Here is a 23,820-nt window from a genome sequence, read left to right on the forward strand (position 1 = left end):
GTATTAGAAGGTGGAGGTGTCTCAAGAGAGGCTGTCCCTGCGCAATCCGAGCGAGTTGTCGAGGTTGTGACTTGAACTGGTCTGGCCAGTTTATCGACGGTGCGACAAGCGGGTGTGCGCAGTTGCCGACTCCGGTCGACCCTCTACGGACAGGCCTCTCGGGAGCTTCGGTCGTGTAGGTAAACACAGCCAGCGGCAAATCGCAGCGGATGCGCACGGTGTGCTCGGCATGGCGCATCGCCTATCGTCAGAGGAGCTTGCCTTGACCGATGATTTGCTCCCCTCCGGTTCAGTGCCGGTGGGCTTTAAGGCCGAAGTGAGCCGAGCGCTGTTTGTCGTGGCGAATGGGGATGACGAGCTTGTCACGGCTCCCGGCGTTTCATCCCGCCGGGAGCGTGGGCCGCACAGCTAGTTGCGAACTCGCAACAGCAGCTCAGCCTGCATCGGGCTGCGGCGGCTGGTCGCCGTGCCGAAGCGGTTGTTGCTGGCGCGCCACTGCTCCTGCACGAAGGTCACGTCGCTGTTGTTGAGGACGTTGAAGAAGATGAGCGTGAGCTCCATCTTCGTCTCCTTCGTCTTGATGACGCGGTTCAGGTCATACCGGGCCTGGACGTCGAACAGGAACTGGCTCGGCTGACGCAGCTCGGAGATGGCCGCCGGGTCATTGAAGTCCGGGATGCCCGTGCTGGTGTTGTACGAGTGACCGGTGCCGCGGTCCGAGCGCACCACGCGCTGACGGTCCACGGAGCCTTCCTGGAACATCCACATGGGCGCGCCCGTGCGGTAGTTGAAGCGCACACCAAAATCGAGGCCGAACTGGGTGGTGTACCCGATGGCGCCCTTGAGCGTGTGGCGGATGTCCTCGGGGGACGGGCCCTCGAAGAAGTGCTTGAAGCGCGGGTTGGCGCCGTAGCCGTCGAAGTAGTCACCCACCGTGCCGTTGCTGAACCCCAGGGTGTAGCTCGCCAGCAGGTCCCACGGACCCGTGCGGCCCTGCGCCCACAGGTCCATGCCGCGGTAGTCGCGCCACGCGTCGTCCGGGTTGTGGATCTTCACGATGGTGTGGGGCACCTTATCCACATAGTCCACCACGCGCGTGCCGGACGGGTCCCAGATGCGGTTGACCTCCTCGTCCACCCACATGTTGGAGTACTTGCGGTAGGTGAGGTCCATGCCGATGACCGCGCCCTCGTTGATGGCGTGGTGCAGGCCGAGCGCCAGCTCGTCCACGTGCGGCGGCGTGTGGTTGGTCTTGTCGAAGAAGCGGCCCGACGCCCCGCCCGCCACGCTGCACTGCGGGTTGCCCACGGTGTCCGGCGTACAGTCCGCGAACGCGCCGTTGGCGAACGTGGAGCGCACCTGGAGCAGCTCCGGGTTGGCGTGCTGCGCGATGAACACGTCGCCCACTTCGTTGGAGCGGCCGTAGTGCGCCTTGATGAGCGTGGTGCGGTTGCCGAACGGGTCCACCGTCGCGGACAGACGCGGGCCGATGCCCACCAGGTTGGTGATGAACTGGTTGTTGTCACCGTACAGCCGGCCCACGTCGGCGCGCAGACCCGCCACCAGCGTCAGGTAGCGGTTGACGTTCCAGCGGTCCTGCACGAACGCGCCGGAGATGAGCGTCCCGGCCTCGGTGGTCAGCGGGCCGCGCACGCCCTCGCTGTTGTAGAAGTCGATGCGCTCGTTGCAGAAGGCGAACGTCTCCGGGTCGTCCGGGTTGCACTCGCCGTTGCGGTCGTTGAAGCGCTGGTTGCCAATCACCTGCGCCGTCTTGTCGCCGCTCAGGTAGCTCAACTGGAAGCCCGCCTTCATCTGGTGGTTCTTCACCTTGAAGAGCAGCGTCGGGTCGAACTGGTAGCGCATGCGCTTCTCGGTGACCAGGTTGCCCACCTCGTTGCGCAGCGCGCCGGCGTTGCGGTACGTGGTGCTGTTGTAGATGTGGGCGATGTCCTGCGAGTCCTCGTTCATCGGCCCGTTCCAGATGTCCTTGTAGGTGAGGCCCGTCTGGAGCTGGAAGAGGACGTTGTCGGAGATGTTGCGGTCGTAGTTGACGATGGCGAAGAAGCCGCCGCGGTCGACCTGCGTCTCCGCCTCCGGCGTCACGAACGTGGTGGAGACCTGGTTGGTGATGGTGTTGTTGTCGTAGTTGAACGCCAGGGACAGGCGGTCCTTCGTCGTGGGCTGCCAGGTGAGCTTCAGGCGGGCCAGGCGCGTCTGGGTGTCGGACGTGCGGCTCTCCTCGCCCAGCGGCGTGTCACGCTTGGAGAAGTTCCACTGACCGGAGACGTAGAACCACAGCTTGTCCTTGATGATGGGGCCGCCCACGCCCACCAGCGGGCTGTAGAAGGCCGTCTCGGAGAGCGGCACCTCGTTCTGGGTGTAGTTGGCCACGTTGGGGTTCTGGTTGGCCGCGCCCCGGTACTTCGCGTTGGCCCACGCCGGCGACAGAATCATCGTCACGTCGTAGGTGAACTTGTTGGAGCCGCTCTTGCTGACGACGTTCTGGATGAGGCCCAGCGAGTTGTACTGCGCGTCCAGACCGCCGGTCATGACCTCGAAGTTCTCCACCGCGTAGAAGCTCATCGGGGAGCTGATGCTGCCGTCCACCACGTCGGACGTGTCCATGCCGTCGATGAAGAACTTGCCGTAGCGCGACAGGCCGGCGCGCAGGCTGGGCGCGTTGCCGTTGCCCACGCCGGCGACCAGCTGCGGCATGGCCTGCACCTGGGTGAAGACGGGCGAGGTGGCCGCCTTCTCCGCCGTCATCACCGCGCCCATCTGCGCGGAGTCCGGGTTGATGATGGGGTTGACCTTCTCCACGATTTCGTAGGTGGCCACCGCCGCCTGCTCGGTGAACACCTCCAGCTTCACGTCCACCTGCGTCGCCTGGCCCAGCAGGACGGTGATGCCCGCCTTCTTGATGGGGGCGAAGCCCGGGACGTTCACCTCGAGGACGTAGCCCTCGCCCGGGGGCAGGGTGTCGAACTCGAAGCGGCCGTCCTCGCCGCTGGTGCGCGACTGGGGCTGCTGCAGCGCGGGGCCCGTCACGGTGAGCGGCACCTCGGCGAGCGGCGCGCCCGTCGGGTCATACACATAGCCGGCCATGCGGCCGTAGTTCTGGCCGGCGGCGAGCGCGGGGGAAGGGAGGCTCGCGACCAGCGCGAGCAGCAGCAGCGCGAGCGCGCCACCGGCACGGCAAACAAGCGTCTTCATGGAGGGGCTCGGGACAGGGGAAGGGGCGCTCACAGGGAGCTCCCGACGGCGAAGAGCACGCCGGAGTACCGGGTGAGGGTGCTGATGTTCAGCTCCGTCTCAGCGCACACGTCCGTGCACAGGCCGGTGTAGCTGGAGGCGGGCTTCGCGGTGGTCGCGGTGAAGGTGCGCAGGCGCACCACCGGGGACCAGCCCTCCTCGCCCGGGAGCGCGGAGAACAGGTACACGGGCGTCTCCGACGTGGGCGCGCCCGTCGGCGGGCTCACCAGCACGCCGTCCATCACCTTCAGGTTGCCCTGGTCATCCACGGGGATTTCGCCGCCGTCCAGGTACGCCAGCTGCAGGCCGCGGTACCAGCCGCCCTGGGACGTGAAGGCGGAGTCGGCGCGCAGCGGGTTGAGGTTCGCGGACACGTCGATGATGGCGCGCAGCGCAATCGTCGTGTCGCCCGCGCCGCCGCCGAAGTTCCCCTTGGTGAGGGAGGCCGCGTCCTTGATGGCGTTGCACTGCTCGGAGGACGTGCCGTTCCAGCGCGTCACCTTCACCAGCGGGACCACCGGCGGCGTCGTGTTGCCCGTGACGGTCAGCGGCAGGTTCGTGAAGACGGGCCACTGCACCGTCTCCGGGTAGTTGTCGGTGCGGACGTCGAAGTCCGCCTTGCCGGTGACACAGCCCTCGGCGAACTCATAGGAGGTGTTCACCGCGCGCGCGGCGGGCACGTACGGCCGGCCGTCCGCGTCCACGGGGACGCCCGCGTTGGTGATGACGCCCCGGTCGTCCTTGCGCTCGGTGGCGACCTGTCCCAGGTTGTAGAAGGGCACGTTGGTGCCCCGCACCCGGGCCGTCGTGGGCCGGTAGTTGCCGCTGGTCGGCCGGAACTTGGTGTCGAGCGTCGAGGCATCGATGACGCCCTGGTAACGGTCGCCGACCTCATCGGTCGACTCACCACAGGACACACTCAGGGCTGCCACGAGCCCGAGCGCGCACTTCATTTTTGTCTGCACGGAAAATACCTCTGGGGATGGGGACGAGGTGGCGGCCCTCTAGCACGAGTGGCCGGTCCAGAGGTATCAGTTGCGTGCCGTCTCCATGACACTCACACGATTCTGCTGATGCAGCAGGATTACATCCCGACGACTCTTGTCGGGCTTGTGGTAAGGCGTGCCCCGGCATGTTCGCGCAGCAGACCGACCCTCATTCCTCACGCATCCTCGGCTTCGCCGCCTTCTCCGTCGCGGTCCACGTCGGAGTCGTGGCCGCGCTGGTGTTGTTCGTGAAGCCCATGGTCCTCGAGACGGAGGAGCCCATCGACGTGGTGCTCAACCTCGTCAAGGCCCCTCCTCCGCCCCCTCCGCCTCCTCCGCCCCCCGCGGCGCGCAAGACGACGCCCCGCACGGAGGTGAAGAAGCCCAAGACGGAGCTGCGTCAACCGGTTGAGGTCAAACCCGTTGTCGAGCAGAAGCCGGTCGAGGTGGAGCCGGAGCCCGAGCCGGAGCCCGCGGCGCCAGAGGAAGGCGGCGTGGAGGGTGGGGTGGAGGGCGGTGTCGCCGGAGGCGTGGTGGGTGGGGTGGTGGGCGGCGTCGTGGGCGGTGCCGTGGGTGGCACGGGGCCGGCCGAGCCGGTGAAGCCCAAGAACGTCCCGCCCTTCGTCATCCAGCGGGACGTGGTGCGGCAGACGGCGCCGCGCCTGTCGGAGGTCTTCAAGCAGGGCCACCGGGGGCAGACGCTGCAGGGCATCTACAAGGTCTGCGTGGCCACCAATGGCAGCGTCTATGAGGTTACGCCGGTGAAGTCCGTGCCCGGCGCGGATGAGGACATCATCAAGGGGCTCAAGTCGGGCTGGGAGTACAAGCCCCAGAAGGTCCCCGTGTGCTTCCTCTACAACATCCCCATCACCATCCAGTAGGCGCGGGGCCCCTGGCGCGGGCCTCAGGGGACGTCGACCGTGAAGGACAGCGGTGGGCCGAAGGCCTGACCGTCGCGGTGCAGCCTCCAGCGGTAGGTGGTGCGTCCCGGTGACGTCGGCGCGGTGTGAGTGAAGACGAACGTCTTCCGCTGCCCCAGGTGGATGGCTTCCCCCGGGGAGAGTCCCAGGTCCGCGGTCTGGTCGAGCGACGTGGCGCGCAAGCCGCCGCGGTCGCTCCAGGCCGTGGTGCCGGTGTTCTCCAGCGTCACCGTTCCCTGGAACGGCTGGCCGGCCTGGACCTCGAGCGCCCCTTCGGTGGTGACGACGCGTGCGTCCAGCGCGGGCGTGTCCAGGAAGGCGCCGAGCAATTGCTGGCGGAAGGGGAGGAAGGCCGTCGTCAGGGACGGGGACAGGGGGTAGTGCGAGTCCGGTCCGGGCGTCGGCAGTGGGGACAGGATGTCCTGTGTCTGGACGAAGCGCAGGAAGGCGAGAGGGAAGACGCCCGGGGCTCCCCCCAGCTCCGTGCCCCGGCTGAGGTCGTGGCAGCCGCCGCAGGACAGCGCCTGGGCGCGGGCCACCAGGTGACGGGGCGTCAGCGGGCTGCCGATGCGCAGCAGCTCGGCCTGGAGCGCGTCGGTGAAAGGGGTGGGCGCGGCGGTCTTGTCGAACTCGGCGAGGAAGTCGTCCACGCTGCCGAAGGACGGCATGGAGCTGCTCTGCGCGGCGTTGAAGACGTCCGGGACGGCGTAGTTGAAGCGGTTGAAGTCATCCACCGCGAGGGCCTCCACCTGGGTGACGAAGAAGTCCCGGAAGGCCACCGCGAGGGGGTGGGTATTCTGGAGGTTGAAGAAGTCTCCCCGGGGCGTCGACTTCACCGTGGTGGGGAGGAATCGCAAGGTGCAGCCCGTGGCGTCGCACTGCCGCTTCAGCTTGAACTCGCGCAGCATCCACGGGTTGGGCGCGCCGATGCCCGCCTGCATGAACATGTTGACGCGCACCTGCCCGAGGCCCGCGGGGTTGTCCCCATAGTGTTGGGGGTGGATGACGGGCGGGATTCCCGGGGCCAGGCCCTCGAAGAAGAGCGCGTCCAAGAGCGCCCGCCGCTCGGCGGCGTCCTCCAGGGTGGAGAGTGCTGCCCACGCCTGGGCTACCGGACGGCAACCCTCCAGCCCCAGCTCGGGTGAGGGATTGGGGAGCGCGCCCTCCAGGATGAAGCGGTTGCGGGAGCGCACCTGCGGGGCCGGGACGAACCGCGCGAAGGACATGCGGTACTCGCCGCAGTGGGCGCCGTCCACCGGGGCCAGGTCGAAGCGGTTGAAGAGGCCCACGAGCACATACCGGTCGAGCGCGGCCGTCGTGGTGCTCGCCTCGGTGCCCTCGAGGGTCCGGCAGGGATAGGGCGCGCCGTTGACGGTGTTCCCGTCGTCGGAGCAATGGGGACCTCCGGGAAGGTCCGGCTGGCCGGGCGCGGGGTTCTGCGTGTCCCAGAGCTGGCGGAAGAGCTGCTCCGCGGTGAAGCCCGTACCCCCGGCCTGCCGCACCAGCTGCTCGAACACGCGGCGCGCGGTGATGGGCGACACGGTGGCGTGGTCGGAGATGGCCAGCGAGCGCAGCGGGTCCAGCGTCGTCGCGGTGAGGGATGCGCGATGGGCGAGCGGACTGGTGTGGAGTCCTCCGCGCTCGGAGTGCAGGGATTGGGCGAGCACGGGCGTGGCTTTGAGCAGGAGGAGGCCCGCCACGAGGGCAGGTGAAGTGAGGCGTTGAAGGCTTCTCATGCGAGGGGCTCCAGGGGAGGGCGGGGTGTCTGGGTCATCATTCGGGAAGGGCGAGGCCTTGAAATCTTCCCCAACCCAGGCGGGTCAGCGCTGACAAGGGCGTCTGGCGCGCACCGATGCCCACCGTGGGCAAGGTTTGCGGGTTCGCCTAGAGTCAAAGCCTTCCACATCCGAGAGGTCTTCACCTGGACCTGGCAACACTGAACAAGCTCCTGACGGTTGGCGTACAGAACGGCGCTTCGGACATCCACTTCAGGCCCGGCGACCCGCCCATCTACCGGGTGAACGGCGTGTTGCGCCCGCTGAAGATGGAGAAGCTCCACGCGGACCACACCCGCCAGGTGGCCATCCACGTCATCTCCGACCCGGCCATCAAGCCGCAGATCGACCAGTTGCAGGAGTGCGACGCCTCGTACAGCCTCCCGGGGGTCGCGCGCTTCCGCGTCAACATCTACCGGCAGCGCGGCTCGCTGGCGTGCATCCTGCGCATCATCCCGGATGAGATTCCCACCATCGACGGGCTGGGCCTGCCGCAGGTGCTCAAGAAGATCGCAGGCAACGAGCGCGGGCTGGTGCTGGTGACGGGCGCGACGGGCTCGGGCAAGAGCTCCACGCTGGCGTCGATGATCGACCACATCAACCGCACGGAGAACCTGCACGTCCTCACCATCGAGGACCCCATCGAGTTCATCTACAAGAACATCAAGTCCTCCATCTCCCAGCGGGAGATCGGCCCGGACACCAAGGGCTTCGCCATCGCCCTGCGCGCGGCGCTGCGCCAGGACCCGGACGTCATCCTGGTGGGCGAGATGCGCGACACGGAGACCATCGACATCGCGCTGAAGGCCTCGGAGACGGGCCACCTGGTGCTCTCCACGGTGCACACCACGGACGCCTCGCGCACCATCAACCGCCTGGTGTCGGTGTTCCCCGCCGAGGAGCAGACCATGGTGCGCATGCGCCTGGCGGACTGCCTCAAGGGCACCATCTCCCAGCGCCTGTTGCCCCGCGCCAGCGGCAAGGGCCGCACGGTGGCGCTGGAGATCATGGTGCAGACCAAGACGGTGGAGCAGTACATCCGGGATGACCGCGCCAGCGAGCTCAAGGATGTCATCGAGAAGGGCCGCGACATGTTCGGCATGCAGTCCTTCGACCAGCACCTGACGCAGCTGTACCGCGAGGGCATCATCACCCTGGAGACGGCGCAGAGCGCGGCCTCCAACCCCGCCGACTTCCAGCGGGCGCTCGAGTTCGATTGACGGCCGTGCGCGGCAGCGCCCGGAGCGGGGTGGCTCCGGGCGCTGGAGTGGACCTCAGGGCGCGGTCCAGATGGCGGCGATGCCTTCGTTCTCGGAGGCGCCACCCGTCGTGTCGACGAAGAGGGACCGGATGGGCTTGCTCGACTGGAAGCCCACGAACTCGAAGGTGTGGGTGTTCGTGTCGAGGGCCGCGTCCTCGATGACCTCCTGGGTGGCGTCCGTGAAGGTCAACGTCACCTTGTGCACCGCCCGATGGTTGGTGAGCAGCTCCAGTCCCACCGCCGAGACGGGCCTGAGGAAGGCCAGCTCGAAGTCGTCCTCGCCGTTGACGATGAGGGTGGGCTTCACGGGGAGGGGGTTGGTGTTGTTGTGGTTCCAGCCGGGCCCGACGAAGCAGAGCCAGTTGTTCGTGCTGGCGCGGGGCGCCAGGACGTTGACGGTGGGCGCGCTGGCGCCCCACGGCAGGTCGACCCCCGGCGGCGTCCGCACGCAACTGGAGGCGGCGCCCGACGGATGGTCGGGGTACGCGTCGAACGCATTCACGGGGAATGGCAGCAAGGTGGCCCCGGTGGCCGCGGTGAAGTCCACCTGCTGGGTGAAGACCTGGGACAGCCCCCCTCTCCGCGTGGCGAGCGGTTCCGCTTCCTCGTCCTGCATCGGAGCCCCGCATGAGAGCAGGATGCCACAACCCAGAATCCACATCGAACCGCGAACGTTCATCGCCGCTGCTCCTTGGAGGGTGTCTGAAGATGGGTATTGCGTGGCTCAGCCTGCGAGAGAACCGGTGCCGCGACAAGGTGCTGGATGCATGTTCTCCCGGGTTCCGAGGTGACGGTGTGTCTCCTCGCCGTATCGAAGGTGGCGCTCCTGGCCGCCGTGGAACAGACCCGGGAGGCCTCACGCCGAAGCACGGCTTGACCGGGGCGCCGCCCCTCGGGGGGCGCGACTTGAGGGATGGTCGGATGGCTGTGATTGGACGCGACCTGGGACGTGCCATGCCCCGTTCGGGGTGAGGGGCCCTGCTCTGGATGATAAGGATTTCCACCCTGGCGCGGGGTTGACCCACGTCGTGTCCGTCTGGCTTGGTGTCTCTTCCATCCCCTCTCAGTGGAGGTCGAGTGACGAACCTGGCACGCGTGTGTCTTGTCCCGCTGGTGCTGACATCCCTCTTGTGGAGCGCCTGTGGCGCCGAACCCGCCGCGCCCCCGGAGGCGCCGCCGGCTCCGAGCGCCGCGAAGCGACGCTTCGTCCCGGGGCAGGCCATCGTGAAGCTAAAGGACTCGGTCCGGGGCCTCTCCGGTGACGCGCTCCCCACCGTGCGAGGGTTCCGCTCCACGCACGTCCAGGCGCTCTCGAGTGGCGCGGTGGTGATGTCATTGGAGCCGGAGGCGGGGCGCCCGGCGGCGTCCATCGCGGAGGAGGAGGCGCGCACGCTGGAGGCCATCGCCGCGCTGCGCGAGGACCCGGGCGTGGAGTACGCGCACGAGAACCTGTACCTGGAGTTCTTCGCCACGCCGTCGGACCCGCTCTACCCGCTGCAGTGGAACGCCCCGGCCATCGGCCTGCCCTCGGCGTGGAACACCGTCACGGGCAACGTGAAGATCGCCGTGCTGGACACGGGCCGGCTGGACCACCCCGACCTGCAGGGCGCGTGGACCCCGGGCTATGACTTCGGCGAGGGGGACGCGGACCCCTACGACACGAACACCTACCACCACGGCGTCCACGTGGCGGGCATCCTCGCGGCGCGCGCGAACAACGGCGTGGGCGGGGCGGGCATCTGCTGGGGCTGTCAGCTCATGCCCGTCAAGGTCTCCAACACGGGCAACGGCGTCACCCTGGCCACCGTGGACGAGGCCATCCGGTACGCGGCGGACCACGGCGCGCGCGTCATCAACATGAGCTTCGGCACGGCGTATGACGCCGGCAATCCCTCCGCCATCTATCCCTGCTCGAACTATCCCGACATCCAGAGCGCGGTGAGCTACGCCGTCTCCAGGAACGTGGTGGTGGTGGCCGCCGCGGGCAATGACGGCGTGCAGGGCTTCCAGGCCGCGAACGTCACGCCGGCCTCCTGCAACGGCGTGCTCGCCGTGGGCGCCACCACGAAGACGAACACGCGGGCGGCGTGGAGCAACGGGGGCTCCCGGGTGGACCTGATGGCGCCGGGCGGCACCGCCAGCTCCGGCTTCTTCGGCGAGGGCATCGGCTGTCCCGCCAATGACCCGAACACGTGGGACCCGTACTCGGGCACGGACCAGATTGTCGCGCCCTGGGCCATCGGCAAGCCGCACGGCGCGCTGCTGACAGGGGATTACTGCCACCGCTACCTGAGCGGGACGTCCATGGCGGCGCCGCACGTGGCGGGCCTCGCGGCGCTCATCCTGTCGCAGAAGCCGTCCATGACCCCCGCGCAGGTCGCCGCGCGCCTCAGGAGCACGGCGACGCTGGTTCCGGGCTGTGGCTCCCACTGCGGCTCCGGCCTCATCAACGCGGCCGCGGCCGTCTACACGAACCTGCCGCCGCGCCCCCAGCAGGGCACCTGGTACAACGCCTCGCGCCCGGGCAACGGGCTGGACATCCAGCACACCGCGCCCGATGCGCTCTACGTCACCTGGTACACGTACACCGCCTCGGGCACCCCCATCTGGTACGTGAGCCACCTGCAGGCCGAGCCCGGGGAGTGGCGGGGAGCTTTGCTGCGCGCGTCGTGGAATGGCTCGAGCGCGACGCTGTCGACGGTCGGCGGCATGCGCTTCACGCACAGCGCCGGAGCGTGGACCTTCCACTGGAGCCTGGGGGCGCTGTCGGGCAGCGAGCCGGTGCAGTTCTTCGCGTTCGCCAGCGGCACGCCGGTGATGAACCTGACGGGGGCCTGGTACCAGGCGACCGAGTCCGGCTGGGGCGCCACGGTCCACAGCATGGGCAACACCCACTTCGCCAACGTCACCGTCTATCAGGGCAGCACGCCCGTGTGGGTGCAGGGCGTGGCGACCAGCCCGTATACGACGCTGTCGTTCCCGCTGACATATGTCACCGGCACGAACCTCTGCCCGGGCTGCGGCGGCACGCCGTCCACGTCGTCCATCCCCGTGGGCACGCTCTCCGTCTCCGGCTCGGTGGGAGCGCCCGGCGCCGTGTCCTCGTCCCTATCGCTGAGCTTCCCGGGTGGGACGTGGAACCGCCCGTCGTTCACCTTCAGCCGGCTGACGGGGCCGTAGTCCCTGTGACACCTCCGCTCCGGAGGGACGGTGCCTTCCGGAGCGGGGCGTGTGGGCGCTACGGCCTGCAGTGGGATTGCAGGTCCAGGCCCAGGTCGAGGTAGGCGCGCGCGCCGCTCTTCCAGAACTTGCGCATCACGTGCTCCGCCTGGGGCATGGTGCGCGTGGTGCCCGAGCCGCAGACCTCCGTCTTGATGATGGGCGCGTAGGCCTCGAAGACGGCCTGGTCGAGGAACGCGCTGCCGTCCCCGGCGGACATGTGGCAGGTGCGGCAGTAGGGCTTCACGACGCCGTTGTAGAGCGCCAGTCCCTTCTGCTTCGTCTGCTTCCACTGAGGGGGCACGTAGGTGTCATTGGCCATCGCCGTCACGTCGCTCACCGCCTTGGGTGCGTACATGCCGGTGATGAAGTCGGTGATGGCCGCCGTGGGCGAGGTCCTGGTGATGAGGTCGTTGAGGGAGCGCAGCGCGTTGGCCTGCTCGGCGTAGGTGAAGCCCGGGGCGTTGGAGTACCGGAAGCTGAAGACGTCGAAGGGCAGGAACTTCGCCTGGCCGGACACGGAGTTGTTGACCGGGTTGTACGTCGCCCGGATGCCATGGCACGTCAGGCAGTTGCCGGGCACGAAGGTGTTGTCGGCCGCGTTGTCGAGCTGCGCCTTGGGGGCCAGCGCGCCCTGGGCGTCGTACACCATGAACTGGACGCTGTTGGCGGTGTTCGCGGGCGGGGTGAAGACCATGGCCACGGTGGCGAACTCGTTCGTCCGGCTCACCGCGTCCGCGAGCGCGATGGCGGAGCTGCCGCCGAAGACGGGCACGCCGTTGAGCTGCTCGGCGTAGTTGCTCACGTAGCAGGCGACGCCATTGGGCTGCGACGGCACGGGGAAGGAGCGGCAGTGCATCTCCCGGCCAATCCCCAGGTCACCGTCGTTGTAGTAGGTCGCGGTGACCTCGCTGTTGGGGAAGCCGAACTTCGTGCGGAAGGCGGCGAGCGTCGCGGGCGCCTGGATCTGCGCGTAGTACTGCAGCGTCTCCGCCTCCTCCGCGGCCGCGCTCGGGAGGTTGCTCTGCTTCTTGCCCAGGAACACCGTGCGCGCGCCCGGGGCCGCGTCGACGGGGCTGTTGCGGGTGGAGACCAGCGCGGAGCGGTTGAGGCCCACGCCCTGGCACTCGGTGCCGAGCACGTTCCAGGGCTCGTTGACGTTGGCGGCGAAGCAGTCCGGGTAGGTGATGTCGTCGAAGGTGTAGAGCGTGGTGTCGCCGTCGGGGTCCTTGGCCACCGCGCGCACCTTCACCAGGCCGCCGGTGGACCAGCGCAGCGAGAAGCCGATGTGCGGCACCGGCGCGGCGGTGACGCTCCAGTGGAAGAGCGGGTCGGTGCTGTTGAACGAGGTGGGGGTGGTGACCGTCGTCGCCGTGGCGAACTGGGTCCAGTTGGAGTCCAGGGTCGGGTCCAGGCCTGGATTGTTCATGACCTGGAGCGAGATGGGGATGTTGGGTTCGGGGTAGTAGCCCTCGAACCGGAAGGTCTCGCCAATCACCGGGTCCCCGGTGGTGGTGCCGTTGTGCGGGCCGGTCATGCAGGCCGTGGCGGCCACCAACGAGAGACACACGAGCGCGAGACGCCGGGATGGAATCGGCGACATGGACGGAAGCTCCTTCTCGGGGAAGGTGCCCGGAATGGGCTCGTCCCTTGTCCCTGAACGGAGCTGGCCCGGAATTCCCCTCACCGGCGCGTGCGGGACTTCATGTGCTCCCGGTGGACGTCGCGGGGCGGAGCTCCGACAGGGCCGAGCTCCAGGCCTCCAGCGCGGCGTCGAGGTCCTCCTCGGAGGTCTGGAGTCCCAGGCTGAAGCGCAGGGCGGAGTCCGCGCGCCATGGCGCCCCGGGGAACGCGGCGGCCACCACGGGAGAGGCCACCACGCGCGCCTGCTGACACGCGGAGGTCCTCGCCACGCACAGGCCGCGCAGGTCGAGCGCGGTCTCCATCCTGCGTGCCTCCACGCCAGGCACCGAGACATCCAGGATGGGGCCCACCCAGTCGGGCCCCGTGTTGTGGACGAGGTCCGGGCAGCTTCGCTGGAGCCCCGCGAGCAGCCGCTCCGCCTGGGCCCTCGCTCGCGGCAGTCCTTCGCGCAGGGCAGGGGCGCGGACGCGGCAGGCCGCGCCCATGCCGATGGCGGCAATCCAGGGCGGTGTCCCGGGGGCTTCGGGGAAGCGCGGCTCGCGTCGGCCCGCGGGAGCGAAGGCCAGCTCGCGAGGCACGCGCAGCACCGCGACACCCGGAGGTCCTCCGAGCTTCTGGGAGGCGCAGGCGAGGAAGACGCGAGGCGCGAGCAGGGGGCGGAGGTCTCTCCAGGCCGCCGCCTGCACCGCGTCCACCACCCACCAGGCGCTGGGAGCCAGCGCCAGCAGCGGCGCGAGGTCGGGGGCGGTGCCCAGCTCCTGGTTCATCGCGGACAGGGCCACCACGGCGGCGCCCTCGAGCAGCGGAGCGGCGACGGTGGGCGTCAGGCTTCCGCCCGGCTGGGACAGCCAGCGCACCTCACGGCCGGAGGACTCGGCTTCCTCGACGACGTTACGTACGGCGGGGTGCTCCAGGCGACTGGAGACGAGGGGGCCCGAGCAGAGGGACAGGGCCGAGCGCAAGGCGCGTCCCAGCGCGGCCGAGCCGCTGGCTTCCCACCGCAGCTCGGCGTGGAGGCAGCCCAGGTAGCTGGACACCTCGATGCGGGCCTGGTCCAGCGCGGCGCGGGCCTTGCGTCCCGCCGCGTGCACGGAGGAGGGGTTGCTTGCGCCCTCGCGCATCGCGCTCAGCATGGCTTCCAGTGCGGCTTCATACACGGGCGTGGAGGCCGCGTGGTCCAGGTACGTCATGCCGTGACTCTATCGCGCCGCCCCGCCGTCAACGCCAGCCGCGCTCCTTCACGAGGATGGACAGGCGCTCATGGTCACGAGGCGAGGTCGCCAGTCGGACGGTGGCCCCCTTCGATTCGAGGAGGATGTTCATGTCTTCCCATGCGCCCGCGCGGTAGGACCGTCCCGGTTCCAGGCCGGGCAGGTGCTTCACCGTCGCGGGAAGCTCCCTGGCACCCGGGCTCGTGCGGAGCGGGATGCTGTCGCCAGGGAGTGGCTCGAATGAGAGGGATTGAAGCCCCTGGGCGTGGGTCATCCAAGGGATGAGCGCGTCGAAGGTCCGGAAGACCAGTCGCTCCCCGGGACGCTGGGACCAGGCCTCGGAGGGGAGGGCCCACACGTCCTCGGTGAGCTGGAGGGTGCCGGGAGACAGTCTGGGAAAAGGCTGGGTGGCCCCTGGCAACTGGTCCGGTGAAGGCTTGCTCCGCCAGGTCGTGTGAAGCCAGTCGGAGAAGGCCAGGGAGAGCAGCTGCGTGCCCGCCCAGCTCAGGTAGTCAGGGGTGCTGGGCTCCAGCGTGCCCCGGTCCGCCGAGATTCCGAGCATGGAGGGCCGCTCGGGATGGGTCGACTCGTCGGTGATGGCGAAGCCGACGCCCTGAGGGTCTTCGTAGGCGAGCCGGAACTGTCTGGGGAGGTCCTCGAGGTCGAGCCGGAACGTGTCGCTCCAGGCGCGGTACTCGGTCAGCAGCCGCTTCACTTCCTTGCGGCCCTTGGCGAGCTCCGGCTCACCGAGGAACCCGGCGAAGAGCGGAGACCAGCCCACCGGTTCCCAGAAGGCGCGGAGCGTGGCGGGCTCCTTGTCGCCCAGCTCCACGTCCCTGCGAGACGACGCGAAGTCCTTCAGCCGGGTGGCGAGCAGTTGGTGCAACCCGGTCGCCTCCTGACGGATGGTCAGGGCCTCCTCAGAGACGGCAGGGGCCTTCGCGGGGCGCTTGCTCCGAGGGGCCCGTGTGGAGGGCGCGGGTGCTTCAGGTGGGGGGCCCGCCCAGGGGTCCTTGTTCGGAGCAACCTTCTGCCGGACACGAGCCTTGTGGGCCTTGAGCCATTCCAGCATCTGGGGGCCGTGTTGCGCCTCCACGAGCACGCTGAGCGTGGGGGAGGGGGGATGCCGGGATATCCAGACATGCATCCCGTCGATGATGCCGAAGGCATGATGGCGCGGCGCTTCCCGCGGGGACGACTGGGAGGTGAAGGCTCGCAGTCCTGGCAGGGTGGGGTGCTCGGGCTCCAGCTCCTTGCCTCCGTCTGTCATGAAGGTGAAGCCGGAGCCGGGAGGGCCCAGGGTGGGGAGCTGCTCCGTGGGCACCGAGAGGGCGAAGTCGACGTAGTGGGCGAACGAGCGGAAGACGAAGTTCGTCAAGGCCTGGGGAGGCGGCGGCTTGCCGTGGAGGTGGCGTGGGTCGTGGCCCAATCCCCAGACGCCATCGCCCAGCTCCCAGAGGCCGGTGAAGAGCGGTGCGAAGGGGGCGGGTCCTTTCAACGGGGGACCGGGCAGCACCAGGGCCCTGCGCAGCGACATCACCCTCAGGATGGTGGCATGGACCACGGCATCCACATAGCTGGGGCACGACATCACCGGCGTGGGTGACTCCGGTCGCACTTCGAAGACAGGAGGGTCTTCGGCGTCGGAGGTCTCGTCCGCATAGGCGAGGGCCGAGGTGAAGGCATAGACGATGCGAAGCTTGCGGGGCAGCCTGCTCCAGGGCGGCCCCTCGTCGGCCTTCAATCCCCAACTGGCGCGGGTCCGGGCGTTGTCGAACCAGCGCTCGAACACGGGCCGGGCCACGGCGAGGCCTGCTTCCCGCTCCGGCCGTATGGACACGGGCACAGTGCCGCCGCCTCCGGTGGCGGTGCTCCAACCCGTGGCCTCCCAGAGGGCCTTCACGCGCGCGGGCGCGTCTGCTTCCAGGACGCAGGGCGCGCGGGTGCTTTGGTGGAGCGGACAGACCTCATCCAGCCATCGTGAGAAGGCTTCGGCGCTGGCTTTCGGAATGCCTGTTTCCGGTCGCCGGATTGATGACATAGCGCTGCCCCTGGCCGAGCAGGTCCGGCGCGCCGGAGCCGGAGGTCGCGGCGGGACTCCATTGGAAGGGACCACCGGTCGTGTAGAGACCAAGGACATCCATCCACTCGACGGGACTGGGGACGTAGGCGTAGTCGTTGAATCCTCCCAGCACCCCGATGGGGTCCGGGCTGATGTATCGGCCGAGGACGGGGTCGTAATAGCGCGCGAAGTTGTAATAGAGACCGGATTCGGCGTCGTAGCTCTGCCCCGGGAAGCCGGGGGCTCCATCGAAGGTCTCCTCCAGGGGCTCGCCCCAGCTTCCGCGGCGGGCGCTCCAGGCGAGGCTGCCGTCCTCGGTCACCCACTCGCTCGTGCTGCCCAAGGCATCGTGCAGGGCGTAGAACGTGGCGGTGTCATCCGCCCTCAACAACGGGGTCGCCTGCTCGGGATGGGTGAGGAAGGTCACCCGCTGCTGGCTCGGGGTGACTTCGTGGAGCAGCCGGGCGTCATCCCAGACATAGCGGTGGGTTCCTCGGGGCCCATGCTTCGCGACCCGCCGTCCCATGGCGTCGTAGTCGTAGCTCCAGCGTTCACCATCGGGTCGGACGACGCCGCGCAACTGCCCCAGCGCGTTCCACTCATAGGTCCAGGTCGCGGTGCCTTCCGCTGAGTCCTGGTCGACGTGCTTGCGCGCGAGCCGGCCCTGCGCGTCGTATTCGTAGCGGAGGTGTTCTCCGGGCCTGCTCAAGTGGAGCGTGCGGTTGCCCTGGGCGGTGAGCCGCTCCTCCACCTGGGCGCCCTGGGCGTGCAGCTCCGCCAGGTCCAGGGTGTCCGGCCCCAGGGAGCCCCGCACCAGCATCGACTCGGGGTCCTTCAGCCGCGCCGAGGGGAGTCGCGCGGTGTGGCGTCGATTGCCGCCCGCGTCGTACTCGAAGAGCTCCGCGAGGCCCTGCGTGGGGATGGCGGCCTGCAGGCGGCCCAGCAGGTCGTGCACGAAGCGGGCGGAGCCCCGCATCGAGTCCTCGACGAAGTCCAGGTGGCCGCTGGGGCCATAGTGGTACTTGCGGTGCACGCTGGCAGGGGCGCTGGGGCTCGCGGTGGTCCTCCCGGGGCGACGGGCTCCGCTGTTCGGGGCGACGTACCATTGCTCCAGGACACGCCCCCCCGGCGTCGTGGCGCTGCTCATAGGCGCCTCCTCCGGGCAGCTCCCGTCGGACCTCCCGCCCTCGCGCGTCGTGATGGAACCGCAGGGTGTTGTGGGCCTGTTGGACGGAGGTGCAGCGTCCGCCAGGGCTCCAGTCGAACCTCGCCTGGGCCCCCAGGTCGGACTCCAGCCGGATGCGTCGACCCGTGGCGTCGAAGGTGCTGCGGACCGTTTGCCCCGCCTGAATCTCAGCGGTCACCCGGCCATGGAGGTCCCGCTCGAAGTGAAGCTCGGCTTCGTCGGTCCGGATGCAGATGGGCAGGCAGTTGGCGTCGTACGTGTAGACGGTCTCCGCCCCGTCCGGCATCCGGCGCTTCACGAGGTTGTGCCAGCTGTCATAGCCATACTCGACGCGGCTGCCCGTGGTGTCCTCCACCGCGACGAGGTTGCCCGCGGCATCGAACTCATACTTCATGACGGTGCCGTCCCAGTGGCGGCGCTCGATGGGGCGGCCCAGCACGTCGTAGAACCACTGGAGCTGGTTTCCACGGGGGTCGGTGATGGAGAGAAGCCGACCCGGCTCCGTGTCCCATTCGAAGTGCAGCCGGGTCCCGTCCGCCTGGACCGCTTCGATGACCTGGCCGCAGGCGTTGTAGCGTCGTCGGGCGGTCCTGCCGGTGGCGTCTCGGCTGAGCGTCTGCCGTCCTCCCGCGTCGTACTCGAAGTGGACGACCTGGCCGTTCGGGTCCTCGAAGGACTCGACATTCCCGGCTCGGTCATAGGTGGTCCGCGAGGTGCCACCCGAAGGGTCCCTCAGGCGCGTGAGGCGCCCATACCCGTCATGCTCCGCGGACCAGGCGTGACCATCCGGGTCGAGGGTCTGCTGGAGATTGCCGTGGGAATCCCAGAGGTGCTGGGTCATCGCGCCGAGCGGGTTGATGATGCGCACCAGCTCGCACGAGGCGTTGTATTCGTAGTGCCATTCATGACCCAGCGGGTTGATGGAGTGCACCAGGCATCCCCACGCGTCATGGGCATAGCGCCAGGACTTGCCTGAGTGGTCCGTGAACTTCACCGGGCGGTGCCGGTCATCGTATTCGATACACAGCTCGCGCCCGTCCGGATAGGAGGCGGCGCAGGGATGCCCCGCTTCGTCATAACGCAGGGTGCTGCGGTTCCCATGGACGTCCGTGATGGCCACCAGTCGCCCGAGGTCATCGAAGGTATAGGCGGCGCGGGTGCCCAGCGGCGTGAGCAGGCTCGTCACCTGGCCGGCCTCGTTGTACTCGTAGCGGGTCCGCTCGCCGTGGCTGTCCGAGACGTCGGTGACTCTGCGGGCCGGGGCGTAACTCAGCAGCCGCTCCTCGAAGCGGTCCGTGCCGGAGGCCTGGATGCAGCGCCCCTCGGCGTCGTGGCGGAAGGTATAGACGGCGCCCGTGGCCTTGGCCTCCGAGAGCATCCGGTGGTGGGCGTCATAGCCGTAGTCCGCCACCACGCCGATGCGGTCGGTCACCTGGATGAGATTGCCGCGGGCGTCGTAGGTGTAGCGCGCGACGAGCTCCTTGGGCGGCCCCTCGAACCAGACCGCCACGAGGCGGCCCTGCGGGGTGGATTCGAGGCGGAGCGCGCGACCCGAGCGTGCATGGATGACCCGCTTGAGCGGGCCCGTGGAGCTGTACTCGAAGCGCAATCGGGCCTGGGGACTGAGCCCCAGGGACTCCAATCGGTAGCGCGTGGACTTGGGGCGGCGCCTGAAGTGCAAGACCCACTGGGGATGCGGGCCGCCGTAGTGCTGGAGCTCCAGGTCGTCTCGGGTGCCCCGCAGCTCCATCTGATGCGCAGGGCTGAGCAGCTTGCCACAGGTGTCGAAGCTGCCTTTCGAGTCCTCGAGCGGGTGTTCGACCCCCTGCGGGTCGAGATAGGCGAACCCCTCCAATGTCTGACGGAGCTCGTGTTGGAAGCCATGGCGCCACCCGGGTCCCAGCGGCGCCTCGGCGCTCTGGGTGATGAGCGCGGTGCTATAGAACCGCTCGAAGACGAGCGGAAGCGTGCCTGGGATGGCGAAGTCGAGCCAGGTGTTGAAGAGAACCCCTGACGCGACGTCCACAGGGTGTCCGACCGAGACGCGTCCACTGGCGCTCATGGGGCCTCGCGCAGGTTCGACTGCCTTTGCGGGTGACTATTCTTCCTTTCCCTTGTCGTTGTCCAGGCGGCCCCCTGCCTGGGACTGTCGAGATGAGTCTTTCGCCGGAGGGGCAACAAGCCGAAGCCGGGGCCCGCATGGGCCCCGGCTCCAGGTGTCCCGCGTCTGGTTCAGTAGTTGGCCCAGGGGTTGGAAATCACGTACATGCGCATGTCGCGGTGGGCGCAGAACGTGCGGCGCGCGACCAGGTGCTTGGGCTGCCCGGCGACGGCGCGGACCAGCAGGTAGCTGGCGTTGCTGCCGCCATTGTTCGCGAGCGGCCAGTCACCGATGAAGGGCGCGGCCGGGGTGAAGTTGTGGTTGGACCAGTTCCAGGAGAAGCCGCTGCCGGCCCAGTCCTCGGTGATGGCCCAGGAGGCCGTCGGCCCCCCCTGGATGAAGAACCACTCGTCCCGTCCATCCACGGAGTCGAGGTTGCCCGTCAGGAGCGCGTCCTGGGGGCCCTGCGGATAGCCCACGCCACCGATGTGGTTGGCGCCGTACGTGCTCCAGCCCCACGCGAATTCGCCGTTGACGTAGTGGAAGGTCGTCGCCCAGCTGGCGAGCCCCAGCAGCTCCTCCTTTCCGTCACCGTTGGTGTCGCCGCCGTTGCGCAGGTGGTGGCGGTAGCCGTACATGCCATGCGCCGTGTTGCCCTGGGTGCTCCAGAGCCAATCCCAGCCCGTGCCCGCCGCGTTGAGGCGGAAGAGGGTGATCCACCCGCTCGCGCTCACGCCGACAAGCTCATCCTTCTGGGCGGGAGCCGCCAGGTCGAAGTTGCCGGAGACGAGGTAACCGCCCCCGTTGGAGTGGGCGAAGAGCTGGTCGGACGTGCTGCCGTAGCTGCTCCAGCCCCAGTTCCAGGTGCCGTTGTCGAAGTGGAACAGCGTGACCCAGGAGGCGACTCCCAGGGCCTCGTCCTTGCCGTCCCCGTCGAAGTCACCGATGACCAGGTTGTTGCGATAGTCGTAGATGCCGCCGCCCGCGCTGGGGGAGCCGTTGTTGCTCCAGCCCCACTGCCAGTCGCCGTTGCGGTAGTGGAACATCGTCATCCATCCATTGGTGTCCACGCCGAGCAGGTCCTCGGTGCCGTCGCCATCGAAGTCACCGACATAGTGCTTCGCATAGGCGGCGACGCCGCCCTGGCTCGTCGCCGTCCAGACCTTGTTCCAGCCGGGGCTCTGGCCGTTGACGGCGACCGTGGTGGTGCTCTGGTCGATGAGCTGGCCCATGATGTTCTGGATGGAGAGCGTCACCGTGACGCTCTGGCCCGGCGCGAGTCCGGAGGGGATGATGCCGCTCAGGGACACGGTCGCCGAGCCGGAGATGGGCTGGAAGGCGCCCACGGCGATGCCATTCCAGGAGGCCTGGAGGTTCTGCACGGTGAAGGCGCCGGACTGTGACAGGGTCATCCGGTACATCCCCGTCGCGAGCCCGGACGAGGTGCCGCTGTAGTTCACGAAGTTCTGGCCGGAGTTCGCCAGCGTTCCCGCGCAGAACGTCACCACCGCGGCGTGGGAGACCGTGGGCAGCACGAGCGCGAGCACGAGCGTGCACAGCCTGAGCAGGGGAGGGGCGGACCTTTGCATGAAGAGCCTCGAGGGGAAGTCCCGCGCGGGGTTGCGCGGGGCTCGCGACACGAAGCACTCCATGTGCCATGGGACGTGGACTCGGATTGCGGAACGAGGGGCGCCCCGTGCTGTCACCTCCGGGGACACACGACCCTCGGCCGCTGTGGCGAGGCCCGCTACACGAAGGCGGATGACACACGCCGCCGCACGGCGGGGTGGACGTTCGAGTCCACCACGCCAGGCAGGAGGATTACTGCTGCCCGGCTCGGCCCATGGGCAGCTCGCCCGGACGCACGCCGGGTCGGCTCACCACGCTCGTGAGCCCGGTTCTCGAGGACGTGACGGTGTAGTCACCCCCCGCCGCGGGAGTGCTCGTGCGAGGCCGGTAGACCGCGAAGTCCGTCTTCCCATCGCCGTCGTAGTCGCCCGTGACGGGGACGTCACCGACCCCTCCGAGGAACTTCACATGGGATGTCCCCGTGGAACTGTGGATGACGGTGAAGTAGCCCCCTCCGTCATTCGCCGGCCAGCGTGGGGTGTAGACCGCCAGGTCGCTGAACCCGTCGCCGTCGTAGTCGCCCACGATGGGGAGGTCCCCCACCTGTCCCAGGACGTCCCAGTCCCATACATTGGCCTGGCTCCTGCGCACGGTGAACCAGCCTCCCCAGCCCCAACTGGTCTTGGCCTTGTACATGGCGAAGTCATCCCGGCCGTCATGGTCGAAGTCACCGACGACGGGCGTGTCGTCGGGCTCACCGATGAGGAACGTCTGGTTCGAGCCCCCTGTCTGGCTCGATCTCCAGACGAAATGGCCGTACATCAGCTGGGACGTTTCGGGGTCCGTCTGCGGGGTTGCGAGTCGTTCGTACACCGCGAAGTCCGTGATGCCATCCCCATCATAATCGGCGGCGACCGGGATGGCGCCGGGCTTTCCCAGATCGAACCAACTCCAGTGTTGGCCCTGGCTCATCCAGACCGTGAAGAACCCGTCCGTGGTGCCCACCCCCGGGGTGTAGACGGCGTAGTCCGTGATGCCATCCCCGTCGTAGTCACCCGTGAGGGAGACATCTCCAGGAATGCTCCCCGCGAAGCGCATGAGGCGTGGCAGCGAGCTGGCCTGGACTGTGAGCATTCCCACCTGGGGCGGGGCGGGGGACGGCCAGTGCCACGTGAAGTCAGACGTCCCGTCCCCGTCGAAGTCATCCTTGCGCTGCTTCTGAGGAAGGTCCGTATAGACATGGACCTCCCAGGGACCGAAGGTGTCCGTCCATCCGCCCAGGGTGGAGTTGAAGGGGATGGGACTGCGGTTCTCGAAAAGCGGACGGGCCGGCCTCGCGCTGGACCAGTTGACCGGGCGGATGTTGCCGGTGACGGTGGAGGGGGTGCGGTTGGTGACGATGAGGATGTTCCGCTGCCCGACCTTGCGCTGCATGCCCAACAGCCCGGAGGAGGAGAGCACCAGGTCCGGTCGGCTGTCGGAGATCAGTGCGGGCTCCAGGAAACGAAGCTGGGCGGCGACCTTCTTGATGTCCCACCAGAGTTGGGAGTCCTGCTCGATTGCGTCCGTGCCCCACCAGAAGATGCCGCGAGCCCCCTGGATGATGGAGGAGTAGGCCATATAACGGGTCTCCGTATAGTTAGGGCGCCGCCCCTTCATTCCTTCGGGCTCGGTCATCCAAGGGCAACACTCCGCGTACCCCTGGCCCTGGAGCACCATCAGGATGGGGCCCGTGGGGGTATAAGGCGCCGCGAAGTCGTCGTCATGGAGCGCTCGCATGGCCGCGGTGCTCTCCGCGGGATGGTTCAGGGGCGCCAGGGGAAATGGCAACGTTGTGTTGTCGGCGAGGAGGGTGATGGGATAGCGATCCTGCCCCCAGGCGTTCGCTGCGGCCCGCCATTGCCGGTACTGCGTGGGGGAAAAGCCTGGCACGTCATTCCAGGGAATGACGCCCGCGTCGGCGTTGTTGGCGGCGATCTCCGTGTAATACACAGGGTGGGCGGGGTCCCTGGCATTGACGAAGGCGCGAAAGCTCTCGGCCTCAACGAGAGTCGGAATCCGCGCACGATTCTCCGCGGTCTTAAGCCAGTCCACGCCTCCGTCAACCCGCTCGAACTGGCCTCCACCCTCCTTGTTCCACCCCATTTCATCCATGGAGTCGTAGCCAAGGAGCGCTGACTTGCTCTTCAGTTCCTGGATCTTGAGGTCCAGAGCGCTCCCGATGTGATGTTGGGCGACCTTCTCCCGCACCCAGTGCAATTCACCCTTCGGCGTCCCCCGGGCCTCCCAGTTCCACGCCTTGGCGAGCACGTGCATGCCGTGCTGCTCAAGCTTGTCCAGGTCCGTCGGCGTCAAGTCGTGGATTTCGTGAATCATGGTGTTGAATCCCACGCGCCCGAACTCTCCCTGTGCAAAATCTGACTTGTTGATGTTGGGAGGCTCTCCTGCGTCGGGGCCAGCGTCCGCGGCGGCCTTGCGTGGGTAGTCGAAGGCACCAATCACGAAGAAGCGTTTGCCTTCGTGGATCCAGAAAGGCCCTTCAGGAGGAGCTCCCGGCGGGTCATCTGGGTCGGTGGTGTCGCAGATGGGCCGAGGATCGACGGGGCCGCACATGGGATCCGCGGAGGAGAGCTG

Annotated in this window: 14 protein-coding genes and 1 pseudogene; 4 read left to right on the forward strand and 11 right to left on the reverse strand. The window is 68.3% G+C overall.

Annotated elements, in window-relative coordinates; all coding sequences use genetic code 11:
• Positions 1-408 precede the first annotated feature (408 nt).
• The gene (locus tag OWM54_RS33190) at positions 409-3,213 is read right to left on the reverse strand and encodes a TonB-dependent receptor (RefSeq protein WP_267700069.1); all 2,805 of its coding nucleotides are present in this window, start codon (positions 3,211-3,213) and stop codon (positions 409-411) included.
• A gap of 29 nt (positions 3,214-3,242) precedes the next feature.
• Positions 3,243-4,184, reverse strand: coding sequence for a hypothetical protein (locus OWM54_RS33195; protein WP_223745409.1), 942 nt, complete (start codon positions 4,182-4,184; stop codon positions 3,243-3,245).
• A gap of 200 nt (positions 4,185-4,384) precedes the next feature.
• On the opposite strand from OWM54_RS33195, the gene OWM54_RS33200 reads away from it, so the two are divergent.
• The gene (locus OWM54_RS33200; RefSeq protein WP_223745410.1) at positions 4,385-5,119 is read left to right on the forward strand and encodes a PaxA; all 735 of its coding nucleotides are present in this window, start codon (positions 4,385-4,387) and stop codon (positions 5,117-5,119) included.
• Between the two features lie 23 nt (positions 5,120-5,142).
• Here OWM54_RS33200 and OWM54_RS33205 read toward each other — a convergent pair whose 3' ends face one another.
• Entirely contained in the window at positions 5,143-6,894 is a 1,752-nt protein-coding gene (locus OWM54_RS33205; protein WP_223745411.1) for an NBR1-Ig-like domain-containing protein, read from the reverse strand.
• Between the two features lie 212 nt (positions 6,895-7,106).
• Here OWM54_RS33205 and OWM54_RS33210 point away from each other — a divergent pair, with 212 nt between their 5' ends.
• On the forward strand, positions 7,107-8,153 hold the full coding sequence (locus tag OWM54_RS33210) for a type IV pilus twitching motility protein PilT (RefSeq protein ID WP_223745852.1): 1,047 nt from the start codon (positions 7,107-7,109) through the stop codon (positions 8,151-8,153).
• Positions 8,154-8,207: 54 nt separating this feature from the next.
• Here the strand turns inward: OWM54_RS33210 and OWM54_RS33215 are convergent, their stop codons facing one another.
• Positions 8,208-8,873 (reverse strand): hypothetical protein, encoded by a 666-nt coding sequence (locus OWM54_RS33215; RefSeq protein ID WP_267700070.1) that lies wholly within the window; start codon positions 8,871-8,873, stop codon positions 8,208-8,210.
• A gap of 398 nt (positions 8,874-9,271) precedes the next feature.
• Between OWM54_RS33215 and OWM54_RS43285 the strand changes: the two genes are divergently transcribed.
• Positions 9,272-11,374: a S8 family peptidase gene (locus OWM54_RS43285; protein ID WP_324289159.1), complete on the forward strand. Its 2,103-nt coding sequence runs from the start codon at positions 9,272-9,274 to the stop codon at positions 11,372-11,374.
• Between the two features lie 58 nt (positions 11,375-11,432).
• Here the strand turns inward: OWM54_RS43285 and OWM54_RS33225 are convergent, their stop codons facing one another.
• The 4 genes from OWM54_RS33225 to OWM54_RS43290 all read right to left on the reverse strand — a co-directional run bounded on the left by OWM54_RS33225 (position 11,433) and on the right by OWM54_RS43290 (position 17,477).
• On the reverse strand, positions 11,433-13,016 hold the full coding sequence (locus OWM54_RS33225; protein ID WP_223745413.1) for a hypothetical protein: 1,584 nt from the start codon (positions 13,014-13,016) through the stop codon (positions 11,433-11,435).
• Between the two features lie 100 nt (positions 13,017-13,116).
• Positions 13,117-14,247 (reverse strand): cysteine desulfurase family protein, encoded by a 1,131-nt coding sequence (locus OWM54_RS33230; RefSeq protein ID WP_267700071.1) that lies wholly within the window; start codon positions 14,245-14,247, stop codon positions 13,117-13,119.
• Between the two features lie 28 nt (positions 14,248-14,275).
• Entirely contained in the window at positions 14,276-16,072 is a 1,797-nt protein-coding gene (locus tag OWM54_RS33235) for a hypothetical protein (RefSeq protein WP_267700072.1), read from the reverse strand.
• 163 nt (positions 16,073-16,235) lie between these two features.
• On the reverse strand, positions 16,236-17,477 hold the full coding sequence (locus tag OWM54_RS43290) for an RHS repeat domain-containing protein (RefSeq protein ID WP_305070633.1): 1,242 nt from the start codon (positions 17,475-17,477) through the stop codon (positions 16,236-16,238).
• 223 nt (positions 17,478-17,700) lie between these two features.
• On the opposite strand from OWM54_RS43290, the gene OWM54_RS33250 reads away from it, so the two are divergent.
• Positions 17,701-18,492, forward strand: coding sequence for a hypothetical protein (locus tag OWM54_RS33250; RefSeq protein ID WP_267700073.1), 792 nt, complete (start codon positions 17,701-17,703; stop codon positions 18,490-18,492).
• 897 nt (positions 18,493-19,389) lie between these two features.
• On the opposite strand, the pseudogene OWM54_RS43450 reads toward OWM54_RS33250, so the two are convergent.
• From OWM54_RS43450 to OWM54_RS33265, 3 genes and pseudogenes are all read right to left on the reverse strand, one after another.
• A pseudogene (locus OWM54_RS43450) lies at positions 19,390-19,578 on the reverse strand (DUF6531 domain-containing protein); the annotation flags it as partial.
• A gap of 170 nt (positions 19,579-19,748) precedes the next feature.
• A complete protein-coding gene (locus tag OWM54_RS33260) occupies positions 19,749-21,206 on the reverse strand; it encodes an FG-GAP repeat domain-containing protein (RefSeq protein WP_267700075.1) in 1,458 nt (485 codons plus the stop codon).
• Positions 21,207-21,438: 232 nt separating this feature from the next.
• Positions 21,439-23,562 (reverse strand): FG-GAP repeat domain-containing protein, encoded by a 2,124-nt coding sequence (locus tag OWM54_RS33265; RefSeq protein WP_267700076.1) that lies wholly within the window; start codon positions 23,560-23,562, stop codon positions 21,439-21,441.
• Positions 23,563-23,820 lie beyond the last annotated feature (258 nt).

It is taken from the genome of Myxococcus sp. MISCRS1, from assembly GCF_026626605.1.
GTDB lineage: Bacteria > Myxococcota > Myxococcia > Myxococcales > Myxococcaceae > Myxococcus > Myxococcus fulvus.

What these genes read in the sequence shown, in the direction of transcription:
- OWM54_RS33190 (WP_267700069.1), bottom strand. Translation starts at nt 3,213, where the DNA reads ATGAAGACGCTTGTTTGCCGTGCCGGTGGCGCGCTCGCGCTGCTGCTG.
- OWM54_RS33200 (WP_223745410.1), top strand. Translation starts at nt 4,385, where the DNA reads ATGTTCGCGCAGCAGACCGACCCTCATTCCTCACGCATCCTCGGCTTC.
- OWM54_RS33205 (WP_223745411.1), bottom strand. Translation starts at nt 6,894, where the DNA reads ATGAGAAGCCTTCAACGCCTCACTTCACCTGCCCTCGTGGCGGGCCTC.
- OWM54_RS33215 (WP_267700070.1), bottom strand. Translation starts at nt 8,873, where the DNA reads ATGAACGTTCGCGGTTCGATGTGGATTCTGGGTTGTGGCATCCTGCTC.
- OWM54_RS33225 (WP_223745413.1), bottom strand. Translation starts at nt 13,016, where the DNA reads ATGTCGCCGATTCCATCCCGGCGTCTCGCGCTCGTGTGTCTCTCGTTG.
- OWM54_RS33230 (WP_267700071.1), bottom strand. Translation starts at nt 14,247, where the DNA reads ATGACGTACCTGGACCACGCGGCCTCCACGCCCGTGTATGAAGCCGCA.
- OWM54_RS43290 (WP_305070633.1), bottom strand. Translation starts at nt 17,477, where the DNA reads ATGAGCAGCGCCACGACGCCGGGGGGGCGTGTCCTGGAGCAATGGTAC.
- OWM54_RS33250 (WP_267700073.1), top strand. Translation starts at nt 17,701, where the DNA reads ATGGAGGTCCCGCTCGAAGTGAAGCTCGGCTTCGTCGGTCCGGATGCA.
- OWM54_RS33260 (WP_267700075.1), bottom strand. Translation starts at nt 21,206, where the DNA reads ATGCAAAGGTCCGCCCCTCCCCTGCTCAGGCTGTGCACGCTCGTGCTC.
- OWM54_RS33265 (WP_267700076.1), bottom strand. Translation starts at nt 23,562, where the DNA reads ATGATTCACGAAATCCACGACTTGACGCCGACGGACCTGGACAAGCTT.